This is a genomic window from Nonomuraea sp. NPDC003707, assembly GCF_053587055.1.
On the sequence record NZ_JBSFNK010000006.1, the window covers coordinates 61173 to 81472 of the forward strand.

Below are 20300 nucleotides of genomic sequence, written 5' to 3' on the forward strand. Positions count from 1 at the left end.
TTTTCACGCCAGCAACTCGACCGTGCCCCGCTCGCCGTCCACCCTGATCCGGTCGCCGTCGCGCACGCGCATGGTGGCGTTGCCGGTGCCGACCACGGCGGGGATGCCCAGCTCGCGCGCCACGATCGAGGCGTGCGACAGCGGCGCGCCCATGTCGGTCACCACGGCCGCCGCGCGGGGGAACATCGGGGTCCAGCCCACGTTCGTGAGCGTCGTGACGAGGATCTCGCCCGGCTTGAGCCGGTCGCCCTCCTCGGGCCCCGAGATCACCCGGGCGATGCCCTCGACGATGCCGGGGGCGCCGGGGAAGCCCTGCACGGTGTCGCTCACCGGCACGACCGTGCCGCGCGCGTCGTAGACGTCCACCCGCCGGGCGGGGTCGGCGGCCCAGCGCACGGGGTCGAAGTGGCCGACGATCAGCGCGGGGTAGAGCGGCAGGGCCGCGTACCGCTCGTAGGTGGCCCGCCGCACCGGCACCCGCTCCAGCGCGGACGGGTCACCCCGCAGCAGGGCCAGCAGCTCGTCGAGGTAGAGGAAGAACACGTCGTCGCCCCGGCCCGACAGCTCCCCGGCCCGTACGGCGAAGGCCCGCAGCACCCAGAACGCCCGCATGTTCTCCGAGCGCGCGGACTCGCGGTCCCGCACGACGGCGTTCCACCGCTGGACCCTGGCGCGCATCCTGGCCTCCTGGCGCGGATAACGCCCGGCGAAGCGCGCCCACGCCTCCTCCCTGGCCTTCCGCTGCCGCGCGAGCAGCGCCTCGGTGTCGGCCCGCAGGTCGCGCAGGCCCGCGAGCTGGGCGTCGATCCAGGCGTCGTCCTCGCCGGGCCGCGGGATCGACACCTCGAACTCGTGGGGGCCGCGATGCCCGTACGCGCGGGCGAACTCGTCCCTGGTGATCTCCCCGCGCGCCAGCCTGGACAGGCCCATCACCGGCCCCAGGCTGGCCAGCTCGCCATCGGTGTTGACGCCGGTCAGCATGGCCTCGGCGTCGACCTCGCCCATCATCTTGCGCAGCCGGTCGCGGGTCCAGACCAGGGTGGCGCCGCCCTGGCGGCCGGCGGCCTCCAGCATGCGGCAGGAGGTGACCATGTGAGGCTTGATCTCGCGTTCCCACAGCTCGGCCAGCTCGGGGCCCGACCCGGTGGCGGCGATCGTGGCGCGCAGCTCCTCGCAGCGCCGCTGCGAGGTGTCCAGGAACGCGCGCATGCCCTTGAGGTTGGTACGCACGCGGCGCTGGACGCCGACCGCCATGGGCAGGACCCGCTTGATGATCTCCCAGCGCGACACCGGCACCATCGGCACGCCGAGCCCCGGCGGCAGCTTGCCGAAGATCTGGTCGACCGTGCTCAGCCTGCCGCGCATGCCCAGGGCGCCGGCGATGGAGTGGACGACGCTCAGGTTCATGTAGAAGCGGCCGCCGATGTTGCCGACCATGTCGAAGCCCGGCAGGGCCGAGGCGGACATGGCCTCGTGGATGAACAGCCGCACGAACGACCACGTCATGGGCGTCATCACGTCGGGGATGGCCTCGCCCAGGTTGCCGCCGGTCCACAGGTATTCGCCCTTGAGACTGTCGTTCCACTCCTCGACCTGCGGCTTGAGGCCGGTGATCGGGCGGGCCTGAACGATGGCGAACCTCCCGTCGCGCCTGGCCCACTCGACGTCCATCGGCGTGCCGTACAGGCTCTGGATGCGGGCGCCGATCGCGGCCAGCTCCACGGCCTGCGCGGCGTCGAGCACGGCCGCACGCCGCAGGTCCTCCGGGACGGGCTGCTCGCGGGTGCCGTCGGGGGTGCGGACGGTCATGACCGTCTTGTCGCTCACCTGCTCCTGCGTCACGGCGCCGCCGGACACGACGACCGTGTCAGGGGTGACCTGGCCGCCGACGACCGCCTCGCCGAGCCCCCAGGAGGCGTTGACGACAGTCTCGTCGCGGGCGCCGCTGACCGGGTTCGCGGTGAACATGATGCCGGCCGCGTCCGCGTCCACCAGCTCCTGGACCACCACGGCCAGCGCCACGTCGTCGTGGGGGACGCCGTTCTGGTCGCGGTAGGCGACGGCGCGCGGGTTCCACAGCGAGGCCCAGCAGCGTCTGACCGCGTCGAGCAGGGCGTCACCCCTGATGTTGAGATAGGTGTCCTGCTGACCGGCGAACGACATGTCCGGCAGGTCCTCCGCGGTGGCGGACGAGCGCACGGCCACCGGCACGTCGTCGCCGAGCGCCTCGTACGCCCGGCGGATCTCCACGGCGAGCCCGGCGGGCATGTCGTGCTCGGCGAACAGCGTCCGCGGGTCCTCCGCGTGCGGGATCTCGTCCCGGAAGGCCGACACGAACGCCCGGTAGGCCTCGGTCGTGATGTGGAACCCGGCGGGAACGGGCAACCCCGCCCTGGTCAGCCTGGCCAGCGACGCGCCTTTGCCGCCGACGGTCGCGAGGTCGGCCGCCGCGTCGTCGAGAGGGAGTACGGCCTTCACGTCACACGCTCCTTTGCGCCTTTTGCGACCCGCCCATGGAGGCCGCCAGCCGCTGCTCGGCGATCTCCTGCGCGGCGGCGAGGAAGTCGAGGGTGGCCCGCGCGACGGCCCGCGCGACGACCTCGGTGTCGTCGCCGGACAGGGTGCGGCCCGTGCTCATGGCCCGGTCGATGGTGTCGGCCACCAGGAACGCGATCCGGTCGGCGGACTCCTCCGCTTCCATGCGCAGGCCGTCCGGCACGAACAGGAACCCGTACAGGACGGCGTTGGCCACCATGGCGTGGTCGCCCGGCTCCTCGCGCACCGCGCCCAGCTTGACCAGCTCCGCCACGTACGCCTCCAGGGGCAGGCCCATCGTCGGCGACTGACCCGCCTGCTGCTTCTGGCGGGTGAACTTGCCCAGCAGGTCCGAGTCGCCCCGCATGAGCGCCTGGAGCAGCGGCCTGCGCAGCAGCACGCGGGCGTACCCGCCGTACAGCTCGCCCAGCGTGGCCGGCGTGCCCTGGCGGACCTCGGCCAGCATGAGCACCCGCTCGCGGCGCAGCAACGCGGCGAAGAGCTCGTCGCGCGTCTTCCAGTGCAGGTAAATGGTGCCCTTGGCGACGCCTGCCCGCTTGGCCACGTCGTCGATCGTGGTCTTGCCGTAGCCCCAGCGCAGGACCAGATCGGCGGCGGCGTCGAGGATCCGGTGGGCCCGCTCCATCTGCCGGGCCGGGTCCTGCGGTGGCCGCCCTACCTTGACCATCCGTCTCACCTCATTTGTTTGACCAGATGAGACTAATCGGTCATTAAATTAATGACAAGTTGGTGAAGCGCGCGTGCGCGCCGAGGTCGCCCAGCCGGTCGAGCGCGGCCAGCCAGCTCGCCCCCGCCGCGCCGTCCCGCGCGGTGACCACCTCCCGCCCGGCCAGCAGCGCCATGACCGCCGTGCGTACCGGGCCGTCGGCGGCCAGCACGCCGCCCGCCAGCACGACCGGACCCTCGCCGTGCACCCGGCCCGCCGTCGCCGCCAGCCGCCGCGCGGCCTCGCCGACGATCTGCGCCGCGCGCTCGTCCCCGGCCGTCGCCGCCTCGGCCACGAGCGGCGCCGCGGCCCCCACCAGCATGCGGTCGGCCTGCGCCAGCCGCACGATGCGGTCGGCCCGCCGCCGCGGCTCCCCCGTCGCGCCGAAGTGCGCGCCGACCAGCTCCACCAGCGGCCCGTACGGCAGGCCGCGATCGAGCGCGCGGACGGCCGCGCGCACCCCGGCCCGGCCGATCCAGAAGCCTCCGCCCTCGTCGCCGAGCAACCACCCGAGCCCGTCGGCGACGGCCGCCACCGCGCGGCCGCAGAAGCGGGCGGCCGCCGCCCCCGTCCCGGCCAGCAGCAGCGTGCCGGACGGCGCCGGGGTGCCGGCCGCGTAGGCGACGTCCACGTCACTCGCCGGCCTGGGCGGTGCGGCGATGCCGCACGCGGTCCAGACGCGCCGCAGCACCTCGGCGAAGCCGTCGTCCGCGCCCGCCACCCCCGCCACCGAGGCGGCCACCAGCGATGGGTCCAGGCCGTCGAGCGCGCGGCGCAGGGCCTGCTCGATCGCCGCCCCGGCCGCCGGGCCGCCATGCGCGGCCGGGTTGCCGGGGCCGGCGGTGCCGTATCCGAGCCTGGTCCCGTCCGCCGCGTGGAGGGCGGCCCGGGTGGTGGTGCCGCCGGCGTCGACGCCGGCGAAGAGCATCATCGGACCAGTCTCGCCGCGCCGGGCGCGAGGGTGAAGGCCGTGCCGCACGCCTCGTAGGAGCCGGTCGCCGGGTCGAAGGCCTCGGTGATCCCGTCGAGCGTGACCTCGGCCGGCTCGTCGTGACGGGCGTTGCAGACGAACAGCCGGCCCTCGCCGTAGCGGCCCACCAGGACGTCGCCGTCGTGGTCGGCCGACGTCCAGCCGGACAGCTCCGCCGCCACCGGGCGCAGCCAGCGGGTGTTGAGGTCGCGCACCATGCCGTGGCGCTCGGTCGGCACGCCGTCCCCGTCGATGAGCGCCGGCCGGAAGCCCTCGCCGCGCGCCGGGTCGGGCGTCCAGTAGGTGAAGTACTGGATGCCGGTGTAGCCGTAGGCGAGCGCGGTGTTGACCTGCCAGGCCAGCTCGGCGGCCGTCGGCTCGCGGTGCCCGTCGTAGGCCAGCGTCTGCACGTACATCCAGGCGGGCAGCCCTGCCCGGCGCGCGTGCTCGCGCACGGTCGCCAGGTCGGCGAGGTAGCCCTCGTCGAAGCCGTCGGCCAGGAACGGGTAGCGGTCGAAGGAGAGCACGTCGGGGCGGACGATCCTGGCGAACTCCCCCACGTACGCGTCGTAGGGGCCGGTGGCGTGGCTCGGGAGGAGGTTGGCGTAGGCGAAGGCGCCGGCCGCGCGCACGGCGGCGACCCCGGCCGCCACCCTGGCGAACTGCTCGGCGTGCGGCTCGTCCATGAGGCTGACGCCGCGGAAGGAGCGGAACGGGCGGTAGTCGTCGACCACCCGGCCGATCAGCGGCGCGGGGTCCACGTCCAGGTCGCGCATGAGCACGTCCACGCGCGGGTCCGAGGCGACCAGCACGCCGAGCCCCGCCTCCTCGGCGCAGGCCAGCGCATGTCGCAGGATGACGCGGTCGTTGAGGTAGTTGCCGGTGATGACCAGGTCGATACCGGCGTCGGCGATCTCCTGGTAGCGGGCGGCCGTCGTCTCGTGGGGCGGCGGCGGCCAGAAGGCGGCGATCGTCAGGTTCACAGCGCTCCTGTCCTGATCCGCCCGGCGTAGCGGGCCACGAGGGCGTCGTTGTGCGCGTCGGCGCCGGGGATGTTGGCCGACAGGTAGACCGGCGGGACCGTTCCATCCGCCTGGAGCAGGCCGATCGCCTCGGCGATCATCAGCTGCACGACCAGCGCCGAGGTGATCGAGGAGATGCCGCAGACCGGGCCGTGCTCGGTCGGCAGGACGGCGTCGCCGTACGGCGCCAGGTTGTCGATCACGATGTCCGCCAGCTCGAACAGCCGCTCCCCCGACGGGTGGCGCGAGGTGATGGCGCCGGAGTGGGCCAGGGAGGTGATCGCGATCAGCGGCAGGCCGCGCTCCTTGACCAGCCGGGCCATCTCCACGGTCGAGCCGTTGCCGCCCGAGTTGGAGGCGATGACGAAGACGTCGGACTTCTCGATCGTGTGCAGGGCCAGCACCTGGTGCGCGGTGCGCGGATCGCGCTCGGCCAGCGGGTCGAACTCGCCGGGGTCGGCCGAGCCCAGCACCACCGGGTCGCGCAGGGTGAGCCGGTTGGTCGGGATGAGACCGCCCGCCCGGCCCGCCACCTCCAGCGCCACCGCCTCCGAGTGCCCCGTCCCGTACGCGTGCACGACGCCGCCGGCGCGCACGGCCTCGGCGATCAGCGCCCCCGACCGCCGGATGGCGGGCAGCTGGCCGGTCAGCAGCCGGTCCAGGCGGGAGCGCGCCTCGTCGGCGAAGGCCATCACAAGATCCATGGATTGTTTCCTCAACGGTTCATGCCGGCGGTCAGCCCGGCGACGATCTGGCGCGTGGCCAGGACGAAGAGCACGACCAGAGGGATCGTCGTCATCACCAGGCCGGCGAAGAGCGTCCCCCAGTCGTTCTGGAACTGGCCGAAGAAGTGGGTGAGGCCGACCGGCAGGGTCAGCTTGCTCTCGTCCCGCATCAGGACCAGGGGGTAGAAGAAGTCATTCCAGATCGGCACGAACTGGAAGACCACCACCGTCGCGAGCGCGGGCCGGACCAGCGGCAGCATCACGTGCCAGAAGGTCGCGAACGGGCCGGCGCCGTCCAGGGACGCGGCCTCGTCCAGCTCGTACGGCAGCTGGCGGAAGAAGGCGGTCAGCACGAAGACGTTGAACGGGACCGACCCGGCCGCGTAGACCAGCACCAGCCCGGCCAGCGAGTCCACCAGCCCCATGCTCTCCAGCAGATAGAACAGCGGCAGCACACCCAGGTGGGCGGGCAGCGTCATGCCGGAGATGAAATAGGCGGCGAACATGCCGCGGCCGCGGAACTCCCTGCGGCCCAGCGGGTACGCGGCCAGCAACGAGACCCCGGCGCCCAGCAGCACCGCGCAGACCACGACGACCGCCGAGTTGACCACGTACGTGGAGAAGGACGCCTCCGTCCACGCCTTGACGTAGTTGCCGAACCCGGTGGGCCGGCCGAGCGGCTGGTCGAAGATCTCGCTGGTGGGCCGGAACGAGCTGAGCACCATGACGAGCAGGGGCGCCATGGAGAAGGCGGCGTAGCCCCAGAGCAGGATCTTGATCGCCAGTGCCCTCATGCCTTCCTCCTCAGGACCCGCTCGAGCAGCAGCGTCGAGCCGAAGATGAAGGTGAACATGAAGACCGCCAGCGCCGAGGAGGTGCCCAGCGCGTTGACGTCGCCCGAGGCGAAGGCGGTCCGGTAGAACAGCAGTCCGAGCACGTCCGTCGCGCCCGCCGGGGCGCCGTTGGAGCCGCCGAGCGCGTAGACCAGGGCGAAGGTGCCCATGCTGCCGATGAAGCTGAGGATCGTGACGGTGGCCATGGCCGGCTTGAGCAGCGGCAGCGTGATGCGCCGGAACACCTGCCAGGAGCCCGCGCCGTCGGTCCTGGCGGCCTCGCCGTACTCCTGGGGGATGCCGCCGAGGGCGGCGCTGAACAGCAGCATCGGAAAGCCCACCCACTGCCAGGTGGTGATCATGATGACGGTCGGCAACGCGGTGTCCGGGTCGCCCAGCCACGGCATCGCCAGGCCGAGCGGCTTGAGGAACGCGTTGACCGGGCCGAAGGCGGGGCTGAGCAGCAGGGTCCACAGGTAGCCGATGACCAGGGGGTTGACCAGGTACGGCAGGGCGAACATGGTCTGCAGGGCCCGCTTGCCGCGCCGTACGCGGGACAGCGCGAGCGCGAAGGCCAGGCCCAGCGTGTTCTGCACCAGCATGGTGCCCGCGAAGAGCAGGAAGTTGTGCCCCAGCGCCGGCAGCAGCTGGTCGAGGAAGGTGCCCGACAGCAGGCCGGCGTAGTTGTCCACCCCGGCGAAGCCGCCGCGCAGTGTGCCCTTCCAGGAGAAGAAGCTGTAGGTCAGGCCGGTGAACAGCGGGTAGACCACGAAGGCCGAGTAGAGGAGGAAGGCGGGGATCAGGAACAGGTACGACGATCCCCGCCCCCGCCGCGTGCCTAGAGCCATGTGGACACGCTCTTGTCGAGCCGCTCCGCCGCTTCCTTGGCGGTGATCCGGCCCAGCAGCATCTCCTGCAGCGCTTTGGAGAACACGGCGGCCGAGGAGGGGTTGCCGTAGGCGAACTCGTTCATGAAGTAGGCCGCGCCGTGCTGCTCGAAGGTGGTGGCGACCTCGCCGAGCAGGGGGTCCTTGGGCGTGACGCCGGGGACGGCGGAGAAGATGCGCAGGGTGTCGGTGTAGAGCTGGCCGTAGTCCTTGGAGGCCAGCCAGGCGGCGAACTTCAGCGCCTCGGCCTTGTGCCTGGTCTTGACGTTGATGCCGTAGGAGCCGTCGGTGAACCCGGGCATGAGGCCCTCGCCTTCCGGCGAGGGCGGCGTGAAGACGCCCAGATCGACGCCCTTGGCGTTCTCGTTGAAGAAGTTCAGCTCCCACAGGCCGCCGGGGAACATGGCCGCCTTGCCGGAGGAGAACAGGATCTGCGCGTCGGTGTAGGAGACGCCGGCGGCGTTCTCGGGGAAGTACGGCTTGAGCTTGCCGAGCTGCTCGATGCCCTCGACGAAGCGCGGGTCGGCGAACTTCTTCCGCTTGGCCTTGACGTCGGCGAGGAACTCGTCGCCGCCCCACTGGGCGGTGCCGAAGATGCTCGCCACGATCGGCAGCATCCAGTCGTCCTTGCCGCCGAAGGCGAACGGGATGATGCCCTTGGCCTTGAGCTTCTCGGCGGAGGAGATCATCTCGTCGTACGTCTTGGGCGGGGTGACCCCGTTGTCGGCGAAGATCTTCTTGTTGTAGATCACCTGCAGGGTTTGCACGGCGAACGGGACGCCGTACACCTTGCCGTCCTTGTCGCCCTTGGCGGCGCGCAGGACGCCCTCGTCGTAGCTCGCCAGGCCGGGCACGTCCTTGGTGTCGAGCGGGAGCAGCCGGCCGGCCTCGACCAGCGGCTGCAGCTGGGCTCCGGCGCGCAGCCAGGCCAGGTCGGGGCCGCTGTCGCCGGCCAGGCCGGTGGACAGGATCGTGTCGTACTCGGTGGCGGTGGTGAAGGAGCGGGCGTCGACGTCGACGCCGGGGTTGAGCTTCTCGTACTCGGCGAACATCTTGTCGTAGTTGGCCTCGGGACCCCACCCCCAGACCGAGAGGGTGACCTTGCCCTCGCCGGCACTGGTGGTGGTCGAAGGGGCACAGGCGGTGAGGGCTATCGCCAGCGCGACAGCGGCGGCGAGGCGCATGGGGGCTCCTAGCGTGGGGGCAGGCGGTGCTTGGCGACCGCGTCGGTGGCGGCGGTCAGCAGCTGGTTGCTGGTCTGATGGGTGCGTTGGACGACGCCGATGTAGAGGCAGTCCAGGACGAGCATCTGGGTGTGGCGGGCGGCCACCCCGCCGGCGCGGAAGGGGGTGTCCTGCGCGGCGGTGGTGAGGACGATGTCGGCGGCCTCGGCCAGCGGGCTGCGGGGGAAGTTGGTGACCGCGATCGTGGTGGCGCCGCGTTCTTTGGCGATGGTCAGCGGCTCGACGACCTCGGCCGTGGTGCCCGAGTGGGAGATGCCGAGCGCCACGTCGTGGCCGTCGCGCGCGTTGGCGCTGCAGACGGCGTTGTGCACGTCGGTCCACAGCGCGCCCGGCCGGCCGATGGCGTGCAGCCGCAGGTGCAGGTCCATGGCCACGCCGGCGCTGCCGGCGACCGCGAAGAAGTCGATGAACCTGGCGCGCACCAGGGCGGAGGCGGCCCGGTCCACCGCCTCGAGGTCGAGCTGGGCCGCCGTCTCCTCCATCGCGCGCATGTCGCTGGCCAGCAGGCTGCGCAGCACCAGGCTCGCGGGGTCGTCCGGCGAGAAGGCGATCAGGCTCTGCTCGCGCGGGGTGGCGTCGTTGCGGCCGAGCTCGGCCGCCAGCGCCAGCCTGAGCTCGGGGTAGCCGGCCAGGCCCAGCTCGCGGCAGAAGCGGGTGACGGTGGTGAGCGAGGTGCCGCACCGCTCCGCCAGCTCACCGATGGTCGAGGCGGCCACGGCGGCGGGGTCCGCCAGGATCGTCTCGGCGATGCGCCGGTGGGTCGCGGTGAGGGTGGGCTCGACCCCCCGGATTCTGGCCAGGATCGGTGACATGGGAGGAACCCTCCCGCTTTCCGACATGTATGTCAATAGTTCACATTCAACAGACAATGTTAGAAAATTTCCCCCTTGTGTGATCTGTTGGGAGTATGTCACTTTCGAGGCCATGCGGAACTTCCTCCTGGCGCTGGTGCTCGGGAGCGCCGGCCTGCTGCCCACCCGTGCCGACGCGGTGGACATCCAGTTACTGGCCTTCAACGACTTCCACTCCGGCTTCCCGACCAGCTTCGCCATGACGCCGTCCGGCCCGGTCCCGGCGGGCGGCGCCGAGTACCTGGCCGCCCACATGGACCGGCTCCAGCGCGACAACCCCCACGGCACGCTGCGGCTCGCGGCCGGCGACAACATCTCCTCCAGCACCATGAACGCCACCGCCCTGCACGACGAGCCGGGCATCCAGGCGCTCAACCTGATGCGCCTGGACGCCTCCAGCGTCGGCAACCACGAGTTCGACGAGGGCCTGACCGAGTTCCGCCGGATGGAGAACGGCGGCTGCCACCCGATCGAAGGGTGCGCGCTCCCGGGCTTCAAGGGCGCCGACTTCCCGTACCTGGGCGCCAACATCGTCGACACCACCACCGGCAAGCCCGCGATGACCCCCTACATCGTGAAGGAGGTCAAGGGCGTCAAGGTCGGCATCATCGGCGTCAGCTACAAGAACACGCTGAACGAGGCCCCCGGCCCCACCGCGCCGTTGGAGGGACGCGACGAGGCCGAGGCGGTCAACACGTACGCGGCCGAGCTCAAGGCCAAGGGGGTGCGGACCATCGTGGTCCTGATCCACCAGGGCGGCGGCCAGACCGGCGGCGGCCTGCCCAACCAGTGCAACAACCTGGCCGGGCCGATCAAGGACATCGTGCAGCGGTTCGATCCCGAGGTGGACGCGGTGATCTCGGGGCACACGCACAACGCGTACAACTGCGTGATCAACGGCATCCCGGTCACCCAGACCTCGGGCCACACGCGCGAGCTCACCAGGATCTCCCTCACCGTCGACCGGGCGACCGGCAACCCGACCGCCTCCAAGGCCGAGAACCTCACCGTCACCCACGACGTCAAGCCGGACGGCCAGATCGCCGCCCTGCGCCGCAGGACCGACGAGCAGGGGCAGAAGCTGCTGGACCGGCCGGTCGGCCTGCTCGCCCGCGACCTCACCGCCCAGCGCAACGCCGCCGGCGAGTCCACCATCGGCCACGCCCTGGCCGACGCCCGGCTCCTCGCCACCTCGGCCCCGGAGAACGGCGGCGCCCAGATCGGGATCCAGCCGCCCTACGGCGGCGGCATCGGCGGCGACCTGATCGTCAACCCCACCGGCAACGAGATGGCGAACCTGGTGACGCACGGCAAGGCGCTGCGCGTGCAGCCGTTCAGCAACATGCTCGCCACCATGACGCTCACCGGCACCCAGCTGGAGCGGCTGCTGGAGCAGCAGTGGTGCGGCCAGGGCACCGCGCGCGTGCTCGGCATCTCCCAGGGGCTCACGTACACCTACGACAACGCCAAGCCCGCCTGCGACCGGATCGACCCGGCCACCGTCAAACTCAACGGGACCGTCGTCGACCCGGCGGCGAAGTACCGCCTGACCGCCAACTCCTTCATCGCGAACGGCGGCGACGGCTTCTCGGTGCTGACCGAGGGCACCGACCGGGTGGAGAAGGTACGCGACATCGAGGCGTTCGAGTCCTACATCCGGGCGAAGAGCCCGCTGCAGGCCCCGGCCCTGGGCCGGGTCACCCGCCTGAACTAGGACCAGGGCGGTCCCGGGCCGCCACGACGATGAGCGCCCCGGAGACCGTCCCGGCGAAGAACGGGGACGGCACGAGCAGGACGCCGCCCAGCGCACACCACGCCGCGACACCCCAGCCGAGTCCGGCGGGCACCGCCACCCCTCGTCCGGCCAGGTGCCAGATCAGGCACCCCAGGAGGAACAAGGGGACGGCGAAGCCCCCCGGACCGGCCCAGAAGACGAGCTTGTTCTGCAGGGACTCCACCGTCTGGGCGCCGCCCGTGAATTCGAGCGGAACGGCCGCCCACAGCCCCCGGTCCGCCCAGCCGGCGACGTCGCCCCAGGCGAAGAGCGCCAGCAGGGACAGGTGCCCCGCGCCCAGCACCAGCATGATCCCGCTCGCCCAGCGGAGCAGCCGCTTCTTGGAGTCCATCGTGACACCCTTCTATGTTGGCCAACACAGGCTATATCGCCAGGCATATGCTCTGTCATCCGGCATACCTGGTTAGATGGCCGCATGGCCACGCGACGTATCGAGAGCACTCAGGAGAGCCGCCGGCTGCTGGTGACGGCCGCGGCCGAGCTCTTCGCCGAGAAGGGATACCGGCAGACGAGCTTCATCGACATCGCCGACAAGGCCGGCATCAGCCGCGGCTCCATCCCCTGGCACTTCGGCAACAAGCTCGGCCTGCTGGAAGCGGTGGTGGACGACCAGGTCCAGGCCGTGCCGAGCGGCTTCCCCCCGCCCGCCGGTGATCCGCTCGACCAGGTCATGGGCTTCATCCGCCGGCCCGCCACGCGGCTGTTCATCACCCTGCTCGCCGAGGCCGTGGAGGTCGGCTCACCGATCCGCGAGCACTACGCCCGGCTCCACGCGGCACTCCGGCAGGGGGTGCTGGCCCGGATACCGGCGGACGCGCTGCCCCCGGGCACCGACCCGGAGGCGTTCGCGGTCCTGCTGGTGGGGGCCGTCATCGGCGTCCACGCCCAGTGGCGGGTCGCTCCCGAGGCGGTGGACCTGGAGTCCGTCCAGGCCACGCTCCGCGCCCTGCTGCCGGCGGGCCTCGGGCACGCCTGACCCGGCTTACCCGATCTTGGCCAGCAGCGACGAGGCCGGGGAGACGAAGGACGGGTCGCCGGTCTCCACCGCCGTCCGCAGCAACCGCCGGGCCAGCTCCATGTCACCCCGCGCGTACCTGATCTCCCCCATCCGGCAGGCGGCCTCGGCCACCAGGTCGGCCTGCTCGGTCAGCCCCAGCGTGAGCTCGTAGTAGCGCAGGGCGCCATCGTGGTCGCCGAGCCAGTAGCACAGCTCGCCGAGGTGCGCCGCGGCCAGCCCCGACTCGGTGTCCCCCGCGTCGATGACCCGCTGGTACCAGGTGAGGGCCTCGGGGAAGTCCCGGTTCCGCTTGGCCAGCGCGCCCAGGTACATCGCCGCGAGCGCGCTGTAGTGCCCCTCGGCCTCCTCGACGCCCCGCAGGTACCACTGCCGGGCCCGTTCCTCGTCCTCCTCGTGGTACGTCTGCCCCAGCGCGATCGTCGCCCGGGCCGCGAGGTCGGCGTCACCGGCGTCGAGCACCCGCAGGTACGCCTCCCGCCCCTCGTCCACCAGCCCGGCCCCGACCAGCGTCTGCGCCAGCGTGGCCAGCGCGATGGGCTCGCCCCCGGCGGCCGCCGCCCGCAACGTGTCCAGGGACGCCTCGGTGTCCCCGCGGTTGCCCTGCAGCATGCCGAGCAGGCTCCCGAACACCCCGCGGATGGGGCTGTCGGCGTCGGCCGCCGCCCGCTGCGCGACGTCGAAGAACGCCTCGGTGTCCCCCTCGTCGTCGAGCAGTTCGAGCAGCCTGCCGCCGGCGACGAACCGTACGTCCGCGTCGTCGTCCTGGCTGAGCCGTTCGTAGATCGCCCGCGCCTCGGCGTGCTCGCCCAGCTCGGCCAGCCGGTCGGCGACGTCCAGCTCGGTGAACGTCCCCCGCCCGGCCAGCTCGAAGTACGCCCGTACGGCGGCCGGGTCCGCACACCGCTCGCCCAGCTCGCGCGCCACGGCGGCGGCCTCGTCGCCCATCAGCCGGAGGATCCGCACGGCCAGGTCGTGCTCGCCGCGGTCGGACGCCTGGTGGGCGAGCACCCGCAGGTTGCCCGCCGCCACCTCGGAGCCGGCGCCCGCGGCGGCCGCGAACGCCTGTGCGGCGCCCATGTGGTCGTCCTCCTCGTACAGCCAGATGCCGAGCTGCACGCCGCCCCGGTCCACCGCGTCGGGCGCGCCGGACTCCATGGCCAGCCGCACCTCCCGGACGGCGCCGGCCGTGTCGCCCAGCCCGCGCAGGGCCTTGGCGAGGTCCACGCGGATGCCGGCCGAGGTGCCGGGGAAGCCGGTCTCCACGCCCCGCCGGTACATGAGGGCCGCGTTCTCCAGGTCGTCCCGCGCCTTGTACGCGTCGCCCCACGCCCAGTAGCCCATCGACACGGTCTCGGGGTCGCCGGTGCCGACGGCCCGCTCGGCCTCCTCCACCACCGCGTCGTGGTCCTCCATGAGGAGCAGGTGGGCGATCAGGTGGCGCTCGCTCTCGAGGTCCCCGGCCGCCGCACCGGCGGTCAGCGCCTCGCGTACGCCCTCGGCGTCACCCCGCGCGTTGAGGAGGTCGGCCAGCACGACGGCGGTGGCGGGCATCGCGGCGCGGGCCGCCTCGATCGCCCCGTCGAGGTCGCCGCGGCGGTGGCGGAGGATGGCGATGTTGCGCCAGGCCATCTCGGCCGTGCGCGGGTGTCCGGTGGCGGGCAGGGTGCTCAGCTCGGCCCGGCAGTGCTGGCCGCGCTCGGCGAGGACCACGCCGAGGTCCACCGCGGCCTGCGCGGCGAGGTCGGGCTCGCCCAGCTCGACGACCACCCGGCAGAGCGCCGCGGCCGCGTGCTCGTTCTCCAGCCCGCGGGCCCGCTCAAGGGTCTCGGCGAGGGGTTCCCGCCGGTCCTGCGGGTCCGCCGCGGCCACCAGCCGGCGTACGGCCTTCGCGTCGTCCTCTTCGAGCGCGAGCAGCACCTCGGCCATCAGCTCCGACCCGGCGAACTCGGTCAGCGCCGCGACCGCCCCCTCCCGGTCGCCGTCGTCGGCCAGCACCCATCCGCGTTCCTTGGCCGAGGCCGTGCCGAGCCGGACGCGCGCGACGGCCGTGAACCATTCGTCGTCGTCCAGGGCGACGATCCGTTCGTAGGCGGAGCGGGCGTACTCGTCGTCGCCCGCTTCGGCCAGCGTCCGGCCCGCCCACATCAGCGCACCGGACGCGGACTCGGGGTCGGCGGCCACGGCCCGCTCGAACGCCTCCCGCGCCCCCAGCACGTCGCCCGTCCTGGCCAGCAGCTCCCCGAGCACCTGTTCCTCGAGCGTATCGCCCGAGCCGGGCGTCAGGAGGGACAGGGCGGCGCTCAGGTCGCCGTGGTCGCGGAGAACGACGGCGAACTTGAGCCGCCCGGCCGCGCCGAACTCCTCCGTCATCAGCTCACCGGCCTCCTGCGCCGCCCCGCTCGCCACGAGCACCTCGGCGAGCCGCACGGTCGAGTCCTTCCTGCGCGCCTCGCTCAGCTCCCCGAGCGCTCCCCGGTAGGCGGCGGCCGCCTCGACCAGCAGCCCGAGCTCCTGCCGCACCTGCCCGATGTCACGCAGCGTGATGGCGGCCAGGCGCTCGTTGTCGCCCTCCGCGACCTGCTCCCACGCCTCCAGCGCCCCGCGCTTGTCCCCCGCCTCGTTCCGCAGCGCGCCGAGGTAGCAGCCCGCCTCCTGCCGGTAGTTGGGGTGCCCGGCGGCCAGCACCAGCGAGAGCGCCGCGTCGGCGGCGGCGATCTCGCCGCGCCGCTGCCAGGCGTGCGCGCTCTCCATGGCCAGCATGCTCACCAGGAACGCGTTGCCCTCGTCGTCGATCTCCGCCAGCGCCTCGGCGGCGGCGTCGAGGTCCCGGTCGAGCAGGAACCGGGCGAAGCGCCCCATCTCCTTCGGCTCCCCTGTCGCCAGGTCGAAGGCCGCCCGCGCGGCGGCGAGGTCGTCGACCCGCACCCGGTGCAGCCCGAGCAGCCAGGCGCTGCGCGAGCGGTCGTCCGCGGAGGTCTCCTCCTCGATCTGCCTCTCGTGCAGCCGGCAGACGGCCAGCAGATCTCCCTGCCGCTCCAGCACCGTGAACAGCGAGGCGGCCGCCTCGATCCGCAGCCCGCGGTTGCCGCCGTCCATGGCCGTCGTGTACGCGGCCCGCGCCTCGCCCAGGTCGTGCTCCGTGACGAGCCCGCCCAGCGCGTACCCCACCCACGGCGCCAGCACCGGATGCCCCTCCGCCGTGGCCCGGCGCAGCAGGTCGAGCGAGGCCTCCTCGTCGGACAGCACCTCCTTGCAGATCACCGCCGTGTACGACAGCGCCAGCGGGTCCCCGCTCTCGGCCGCCGACTCGAACAGCTTGGCCGCGTCCGACAGGTCGTACCCGATCGAGGCCAGCACCTGGGCGAACACGGCGGCGCCGATCGCCGCGACGGCGGGATCGGGATGGTCCATGGCCGCGCGGTAGCGGACCAGCCCCTCCTCCCTGCCCAGTCGCTGGTGGTCGAGCATCGCGCCCAGCACGGGGTGCGCCTCCTCGCCCGACTCGCGCAGCAGGTGCAGCAGGAAGACCGCGCTGAAGCCCTGGAGCACGTCGTCGCCCTCGGCCACGTACGCGAGCAGCTCGTCGGCCTGCTCCCGGTCGCCCTCGCCGATCTCCAGCTGGGCCAGCGTCGCCATGGCCCTGAGCGACTGCGTGGCCGCGCCCGAGTCGGCGGCCCCGCGCAGCAGCAGCCTGGCCCCGGCCACGTCGCCGGCCTGCAGGCGGGCCAGCCCCTCGTCGGTGTCCTGGAGCGCCTGCTCCTCGACGGGGTCGGCCAGCGGCTGCTGCCTGGCGGCGTGCTCGAGGAGCAGCGTGGCCTTGAACGCGGCGTCGGGGTCGTCGTGCCCGGACGCGAACCGCGCCAGCTCCATGGCCTCGTCGTACACCTCCGGATGCTGGTCGAGCAGCAGGCCGAGCAGCGTGACGCAGATCGACGCCCACTCGTCCTCGCCCGCCTCCAGCACCGCGCGCAGCGCGGCCAGCGCCTCGGCCGTCTCGCCCGCCTCGACGTGCATCTGGGCCAGGCAGGCCTGGGCCTGCACGACGTACTCGCGCTGCCCGCTGGCGATCACGCGGCGGAAGATCGCCTTGGTCTCCTCCACGTCGCCCAGCGACGCGGTCACCTTGGCCAGCTCGATCAGCGACGGCAGCCGGATGTCGGGCCTCGGGTCCTCGGCGGCCACGCGGTAGGCGGCGGCGGACTCGGCGTACTCGCCCAGGTCCACCAGCACCGCGCCGAGCAGCTTGTGCGCCATGGCCAGGTGGTCGGGGTGCCCGACGGCGATGGCGTGCTCGCACACCTGCCTGGCCTGCTCGAACTCCTCCTCCTCGGCGTAGATCTGGTACAGCCGGAACGCCGACAGCGACACCACGTCGGGGTCACCGCAGGTCAGCAGCGCCCGGAAGTCGTCCTCGTCCTCCGCCTCCTCATACAGCTCGCGGGCCGAGGCCGGGTCCTGGAAGTGGAACTCGGGCAGCTCCAGCCGCGCGGCCAGCTCGGCCACCGCCGGGCTGTCACACCTGCGGGCCCGCTCCAGCGCCTCCTGCGCGCCCTCCACGTCGCCCATCTGCGTGAGCACCAGCACCATCGCCGTGTCGGCGAGCGCGGCCACCTCGAAGTCGGCCCCGTCGGACGCGATCGTCAGCACCCGGTGCGCCGCCGGCCACTCCTTGGCCGCGACCAGCATCATGCCCATGGCGATGGCCGAGCGCTGCCCGAACACGGGGTCGCCCGACTGGATCACCGATCTGTGCGCCGCCTCGGCGCCGTCGAGGTCCCCCTGCTCCTGCAGCAGGCCCGCCAGCAGGTGGGAGGCTTCCGGGTCCCCTGTGGCCGCGATCTGCCTGAACAGCGCGGCGGCCTGGTCGAGGTCTCCCGCTTTCCAGTGGCCCATGGCCGCGTCGAGCTGTTCTGACGCCATTGCTCACTCCAAAGTCATCCAACAATGTGAAAAAGCTACACATGTGTCACGTCCGTCACAGGCCATTTGTGGAGATGGCGCGTGCTTATGGAGCCCCCGCCGGGCGGGGGAGGCCGTAGCGTAGTCCTCATGGGCAAGGCGTTCTGGATCGATCAAGAGTTCGACAGAGACCGTGACGGGCGCTATGCCGTACACGTTCGCAAGAATCTGGAAGAGTTTGAATGGGGTGACATCGCCCCCGTCAGGTTCGCGTGCGCCGCGTGGCGGCTGGCCACGCCGCCGGCGCTGACCCCCGGTTACGTACGGTGGGACCGGCGCGTGCTCGACGCCACCTGCCACCGCAACACCTGGGACGGCTCGCTCTACGCGCGGGTCAGGGTCGTCTCGCCGCTGCCCGAGGAGCTGACCCGCTCGCGGGCCTGGTGGCGCGACCGGGGGTGGCTGGGCTGGCAGGAGACCTTCGGCCAGTACGTCGAGCCGACCCAGCAGGACCTGGCCCGGCACCCGTTCCTGCGGACCTCGCTGCTCCTGGAGGTGCCCGTGCCCCTGGACGACCTGCCGCCCGAGCCCGAGGGGCCGCACGACGAGGTCGAGCAGCGCGCGCACCGGGCGGTGGTGGTGCTGACCCGCGAGCTGAACGCGCTGGTCGCACCGGTCCTCGACCAGCTCGGCCCCTGACACGGCCGCCCCGGCGCGGGCGGCCGAGCGCTTCCACGCGGCCCTCTCCGCGCACCACGAGGACGCCGCGTGCGCGATGCTCACCGCTTCACCGACGGCCGGCGGATGCGAGCCGGTGCGCGACCTCCCTACGGCTGCGAGGTGGAGGGCTGACCGGTGATCACGGCGACGATGCGGGTGCCGTCGGGGAAGGCGCCCCGGCGGGCGAGGTCGAGGATCCCGTAGAGCATCTTCGCCACATAGATGCCTTCAACACGATATTTCCGGATAAATGCGTCCAAAGCGGGGGTCGACTTGGCGTAGCCGCCGAAGTGGTAGTCCAGGTTGAGCTCCCAGTTCGCCCAGGTGCGCCCGTACGCCTCCCGCTGCAGCCTGGCCACCTCGCCCGCGAGGAAGCCCGCCCCCTTCAGCACCGCGAACCCGATCGCCCGCTTCCCCTCCGGCAGCCCCGCCGAGATCCCGGCCAGCGTCCCGCCGGTGCCGACCGGGCAGCAGATGACGTCGTACTCCGCGGAGATCTCCCCCGGCAGCTCGGCGCACCCGCGCACGGCGGCCGCGTTGCTCCCGCCCTCGGGCAGGATCGCCACGTCGTCGCCCCAGCGCGCCCGCAGCCCCGCCAGCACGCCCTCGGTGTGCTTGAGCCGGTAGGAGGCCCGGTCGAGGTAGGTCAGGGTCATCCCGCACGCCCTCGCGTGGGCGAGCGAGGGGTTCAGCGGCAGGTGCTCCTCGCCCCGGATGACCCCGATGGTCTCGATCCCGTGCCGCCGCCCCGCCTCGGCCACGGCCCTGATGTGGTTGGAGTACGCGCCGCCGAAGGTCAGCAGGCGGGAATGGCCCAGGTTGTACCGGAGTTTGCGGGGTTTGTTGTCGTCGTGCATCAGGAACAACCGGACCCGGCCGAGCCCGGGATCCAGGAGCTCTTCCATGGCGCTAGTCTACGGTCGAGCCTTTGTTGAGGAGTGTTCGATTATGCGCGTTGTTGAAGCTTTCCGTGCCGCCTATGGCGCGGCCCCCCAGACCGTCTGGCGTGCGCCCGGCCGGGTCAACCTGATCGGCGAGCACACCGACTACAACGACGGCTTCGTCCTCCCCTTCGCCGTGCCGTGGGGCGTCACGGCCGCGATCACGCCGCGTACGGACGGCACCATCCGGCTCCTCTCCCTCCAGGCTCCCGGCGAGCCCGTCACGATTCCCGGTCACGACCAGTCGGCGGGCTGGACGCGCTACGTCGTCGGCGTCTTCGCCATGCTGGGCGACCGCGTGCGGGGCGCGGACATCGCGATCGACGGCGACGTCCCGCCGGGCGCCGGCCTCAGCTCCAGCGCCGCCCTCGAGGTGGCCGTCGCCTCCGCGCTCAACGACCTGCACGACCTGGGCATGACGCCCATGGAGATCGCCCTGCTCAGCCAGAAGGCCGAGAACGACTTCGTCGGCATGCCCTGCGGCATCCTCGACCAGGCCGCCTCGGCGCTGTGCGAGGAGGGGCACGCGCTGTTCCTCGACTGCCGCTCGCTCGGCTCCCGCAACATCCCGCTCGACCTGGCCGCCCACGGGCTGAGCATGCTGATCATCGACACGCAGGTCCACCATGAGCACGCCGGCGGCGAGTACGCCAAGCGCCGCGCCGAGTGCGAGTCGGCGGCCCGCAAGCTCGGCGTCCCGGCCCTGCGCGACGTCACGGACCTGGCGGCCGCCCTCGATCAGCTCCAGGGGGACGAGCGCAAGCGCACGATGCACATCGTCACCGAGAACCACCGCGTCGAGGCCCTCATCGGCCTCCTGCGCGCGGGTGCCGTCACCGAGATCGGCGCCCTCCTCAACGCCTCGCACCTGTCGCTCCGGGACCAGTACGAGGTCTCCTCGCCGGAGCTGGACGTCGCGGTCGAGGCCGCCATCAAGGGCGGGGCGCGGGGCGCCCGGATGACGGGCGGCGGCTTCGGCGGCTCCGCCATCGCCCTGGTGCCGGTGGAGCGCCTGTCCAGTGTCGAGGAGTCGGTGACCGGCGCGTACGCGGAGCACGGCTTCCAGCCTCCGCGCTTCCTGCCGGCCACCCCGGCCCGCGGCGCCCACCGCCTGGCCTGAGCCGCCTACCCTG

Annotated in this window: 16 protein-coding genes; 4 read left to right on the forward strand and 12 right to left on the reverse strand. The window is 72.5% G+C overall.

The genetic code is table 11. From position 1 onward, the window contains the following. Nucleotides 1-3: 3 nt before the first annotated feature. From ACWDRB_RS17190 to ACWDRB_RS17230, 9 genes are read right to left on the reverse strand one after another with little or no spacing between them, the layout of a single operon-like run. Nucleotides 4-2478, reverse strand: a complete 2475-nt coding sequence (locus ACWDRB_RS17190; RefSeq protein ID WP_449894803.1) for a PEP/pyruvate-binding domain-containing protein — start codon at nucleotides 2476-2478, stop codon at nucleotides 4-6. 1 nt (nucleotide 2479) lies between these two features. Next, complete coding sequence (locus ACWDRB_RS17195; protein WP_449894806.1) at nucleotides 2480-3223, reverse strand: TetR/AcrR family transcriptional regulator; 744 nt, start codon at nucleotides 3221-3223, stop codon at nucleotides 2480-2482. Between the two features lie 43 nt (nucleotides 3224-3266). Continuing rightward, nucleotides 3267-4193, reverse strand: coding sequence for a BadF/BadG/BcrA/BcrD ATPase family protein (locus ACWDRB_RS17200; RefSeq protein ID WP_449894809.1), 927 nt, complete (start codon nucleotides 4191-4193; stop codon nucleotides 3267-3269). After that, entirely contained in the window at nucleotides 4190-5215 is a 1026-nt protein-coding gene (locus tag ACWDRB_RS17205; RefSeq protein ID WP_449894811.1) for a hypothetical protein, read from the reverse strand. Before ACWDRB_RS17205 ends, ACWDRB_RS17200 begins: the two co-directional genes overlap by 4 nt. Further along, nucleotides 5212-5958 (reverse strand): SIS domain-containing protein, encoded by a 747-nt coding sequence (locus ACWDRB_RS17210; RefSeq protein WP_350725226.1) that lies wholly within the window; start codon nucleotides 5956-5958, stop codon nucleotides 5212-5214. Before ACWDRB_RS17210 ends, ACWDRB_RS17205 begins: the two co-directional genes overlap by 4 nt. A gap of 11 nt (nucleotides 5959-5969) precedes the next feature. Further along, entirely contained in the window at nucleotides 5970-6773 is an 804-nt protein-coding gene (locus tag ACWDRB_RS17215; RefSeq protein ID WP_355207921.1) for a carbohydrate ABC transporter permease, read from the reverse strand. Then, on the reverse strand, nucleotides 6770-7660 hold the full coding sequence (locus ACWDRB_RS17220) for a carbohydrate ABC transporter permease (RefSeq protein WP_449894814.1): 891 nt from the start codon (nucleotides 7658-7660) through the stop codon (nucleotides 6770-6772). Before ACWDRB_RS17220 ends, ACWDRB_RS17215 begins: the two co-directional genes overlap by 4 nt. Next, complete coding sequence (locus ACWDRB_RS17225; protein WP_449894816.1) at nucleotides 7651-8883, reverse strand: extracellular solute-binding protein; 1233 nt, start codon at nucleotides 8881-8883, stop codon at nucleotides 7651-7653. Before ACWDRB_RS17225 ends, ACWDRB_RS17220 begins: the two co-directional genes overlap by 10 nt. 8 nt (nucleotides 8884-8891) lie before the next feature. Further along, on the reverse strand, nucleotides 8892-9755 hold the full coding sequence (locus tag ACWDRB_RS17230) for a MurR/RpiR family transcriptional regulator (protein WP_350725218.1): 864 nt from the start codon (nucleotides 9753-9755) through the stop codon (nucleotides 8892-8894). Between the two features lie 112 nt (nucleotides 9756-9867). Here ACWDRB_RS17230 and ACWDRB_RS17235 point away from each other — a divergent pair, with 112 nt between their 5' ends. Then, on the forward strand, nucleotides 9868-11508 hold the full coding sequence (locus ACWDRB_RS17235) for a bifunctional metallophosphatase/5'-nucleotidase (RefSeq protein WP_449894818.1): 1641 nt from the start codon (nucleotides 9868-9870) through the stop codon (nucleotides 11506-11508). Here the strand turns inward: ACWDRB_RS17235 and ACWDRB_RS17240 are convergent. Continuing rightward, nucleotides 11492-11920, reverse strand: coding sequence for a hypothetical protein (locus tag ACWDRB_RS17240; protein ID WP_350725214.1), 429 nt, complete (start codon nucleotides 11918-11920; stop codon nucleotides 11492-11494). The two genes, ACWDRB_RS17235 and ACWDRB_RS17240, sit on opposite strands and share 17 nt — an antisense overlap. Nucleotides 11921-12004: 84 nt before the next feature. Here ACWDRB_RS17240 and ACWDRB_RS17245 point away from each other — a divergent pair, with 84 nt between their 5' ends. Beyond that, nucleotides 12005-12565 carry a TetR family transcriptional regulator gene (locus ACWDRB_RS17245; protein WP_449894821.1) on the forward strand — a complete coding sequence of 187 codons (561 nt, stop codon included), beginning with the start codon at nucleotides 12005-12007 and terminating at the stop codon, nucleotides 12563-12565. 6 nt (nucleotides 12566-12571) lie between these two features. Here ACWDRB_RS17245 and ACWDRB_RS17250 read toward each other — a convergent pair whose 3' ends face one another. Further along, nucleotides 12572-17527, reverse strand: coding sequence for a tetratricopeptide repeat protein (locus ACWDRB_RS17250; RefSeq protein ID WP_449894824.1), 4956 nt, complete (start codon nucleotides 17525-17527; stop codon nucleotides 12572-12574). Nucleotides 17528-17656: 129 nt separating this feature from the next. Between ACWDRB_RS17250 and ACWDRB_RS17255 the strand changes: the two genes are divergently transcribed. Continuing rightward, nucleotides 17657-18205 carry a hypothetical protein gene (locus ACWDRB_RS17255; protein ID WP_364239787.1) on the forward strand — a complete coding sequence of 183 codons (549 nt, stop codon included), beginning with the start codon at nucleotides 17657-17659 and terminating at the stop codon, nucleotides 18203-18205. A 128-nt stretch (nucleotides 18206-18333) separates the two neighbouring features. Here the strand turns inward: ACWDRB_RS17255 and ACWDRB_RS17260 are convergent, their stop codons facing one another. Beyond that, nucleotides 18334-19131: a 1-aminocyclopropane-1-carboxylate deaminase/D-cysteine desulfhydrase gene (locus ACWDRB_RS17260; protein ID WP_449894826.1), complete on the reverse strand. Its 798-nt coding sequence runs from the start codon at nucleotides 19129-19131 to the stop codon at nucleotides 18334-18336. A 43-nt stretch (nucleotides 19132-19174) separates the two neighbouring features. On the opposite strand from ACWDRB_RS17260, the gene galK reads away from it, so the two are divergent. Continuing rightward, complete coding sequence (gene galK / locus ACWDRB_RS17265; RefSeq protein ID WP_449894828.1) at nucleotides 19175-20287, forward strand: galactokinase; 1113 nt, start codon at nucleotides 19175-19177, stop codon at nucleotides 20285-20287. Nucleotides 20288-20300: the final 13 nt, after the last annotated feature.

What these genes read in the sequence shown, in the direction of transcription:
- ACWDRB_RS17255 (WP_364239787.1), top strand. Translation starts at nt 17,657, where the DNA reads ATGGGCAAGGCGTTCTGGATCGATCAAGAGTTCGACAGAGACCGTGAC.
- ACWDRB_RS17245 (WP_449894821.1), top strand. Translation starts at nt 12,005, where the DNA reads ATGGCCACGCGACGTATCGAGAGCACTCAGGAGAGCCGCCGGCTGCTG.
- galK (WP_449894828.1), top strand. Translation starts at nt 19,175, where the DNA reads ATGCGCGTTGTTGAAGCTTTCCGTGCCGCCTATGGCGCGGCCCCCCAG.
- ACWDRB_RS17215 (WP_355207921.1), bottom strand. Translation starts at nt 6,773, where the DNA reads ATGAGGGCACTGGCGATCAAGATCCTGCTCTGGGGCTACGCCGCCTTC.
- ACWDRB_RS17195 (WP_449894806.1), bottom strand. Translation starts at nt 3,223, where the DNA reads ATGGTCAAGGTAGGGCGGCCACCGCAGGACCCGGCCCGGCAGATGGAG.
- ACWDRB_RS17200 (WP_449894809.1), bottom strand. Translation starts at nt 4,193, where the DNA reads ATGATGCTCTTCGCCGGCGTCGACGCCGGCGGCACCACCACCCGGGCC.
- ACWDRB_RS17235 (WP_449894818.1), top strand. Translation starts at nt 9,868, where the DNA reads ATGCGGAACTTCCTCCTGGCGCTGGTGCTCGGGAGCGCCGGCCTGCTG.
- ACWDRB_RS17230 (WP_350725218.1), bottom strand. Translation starts at nt 9,755, where the DNA reads ATGTCACCGATCCTGGCCAGAATCCGGGGGGTCGAGCCCACCCTCACC.
- ACWDRB_RS17260 (WP_449894826.1), bottom strand. Translation starts at nt 19,131, where the DNA reads ATGGAAGAGCTCCTGGATCCCGGGCTCGGCCGGGTCCGGTTGTTCCTG.
- ACWDRB_RS17220 (WP_449894814.1), bottom strand. Translation starts at nt 7,660, where the DNA reads ATGGCTCTAGGCACGCGGCGGGGGCGGGGATCGTCGTACCTGTTCCTG.
- ACWDRB_RS17225 (WP_449894816.1), bottom strand. Translation starts at nt 8,883, where the DNA reads ATGCGCCTCGCCGCCGCTGTCGCGCTGGCGATAGCCCTCACCGCCTGT.
- ACWDRB_RS17240 (WP_350725214.1), bottom strand. Translation starts at nt 11,920, where the DNA reads ATGGACTCCAAGAAGCGGCTGCTCCGCTGGGCGAGCGGGATCATGCTG.
- ACWDRB_RS17250 (WP_449894824.1), bottom strand. Translation starts at nt 17,527, where the DNA reads ATGGCGTCAGAACAGCTCGACGCGGCCATGGGCCACTGGAAAGCGGGA.
- ACWDRB_RS17210 (WP_350725226.1), bottom strand. Translation starts at nt 5,958, where the DNA reads ATGGATCTTGTGATGGCCTTCGCCGACGAGGCGCGCTCCCGCCTGGAC.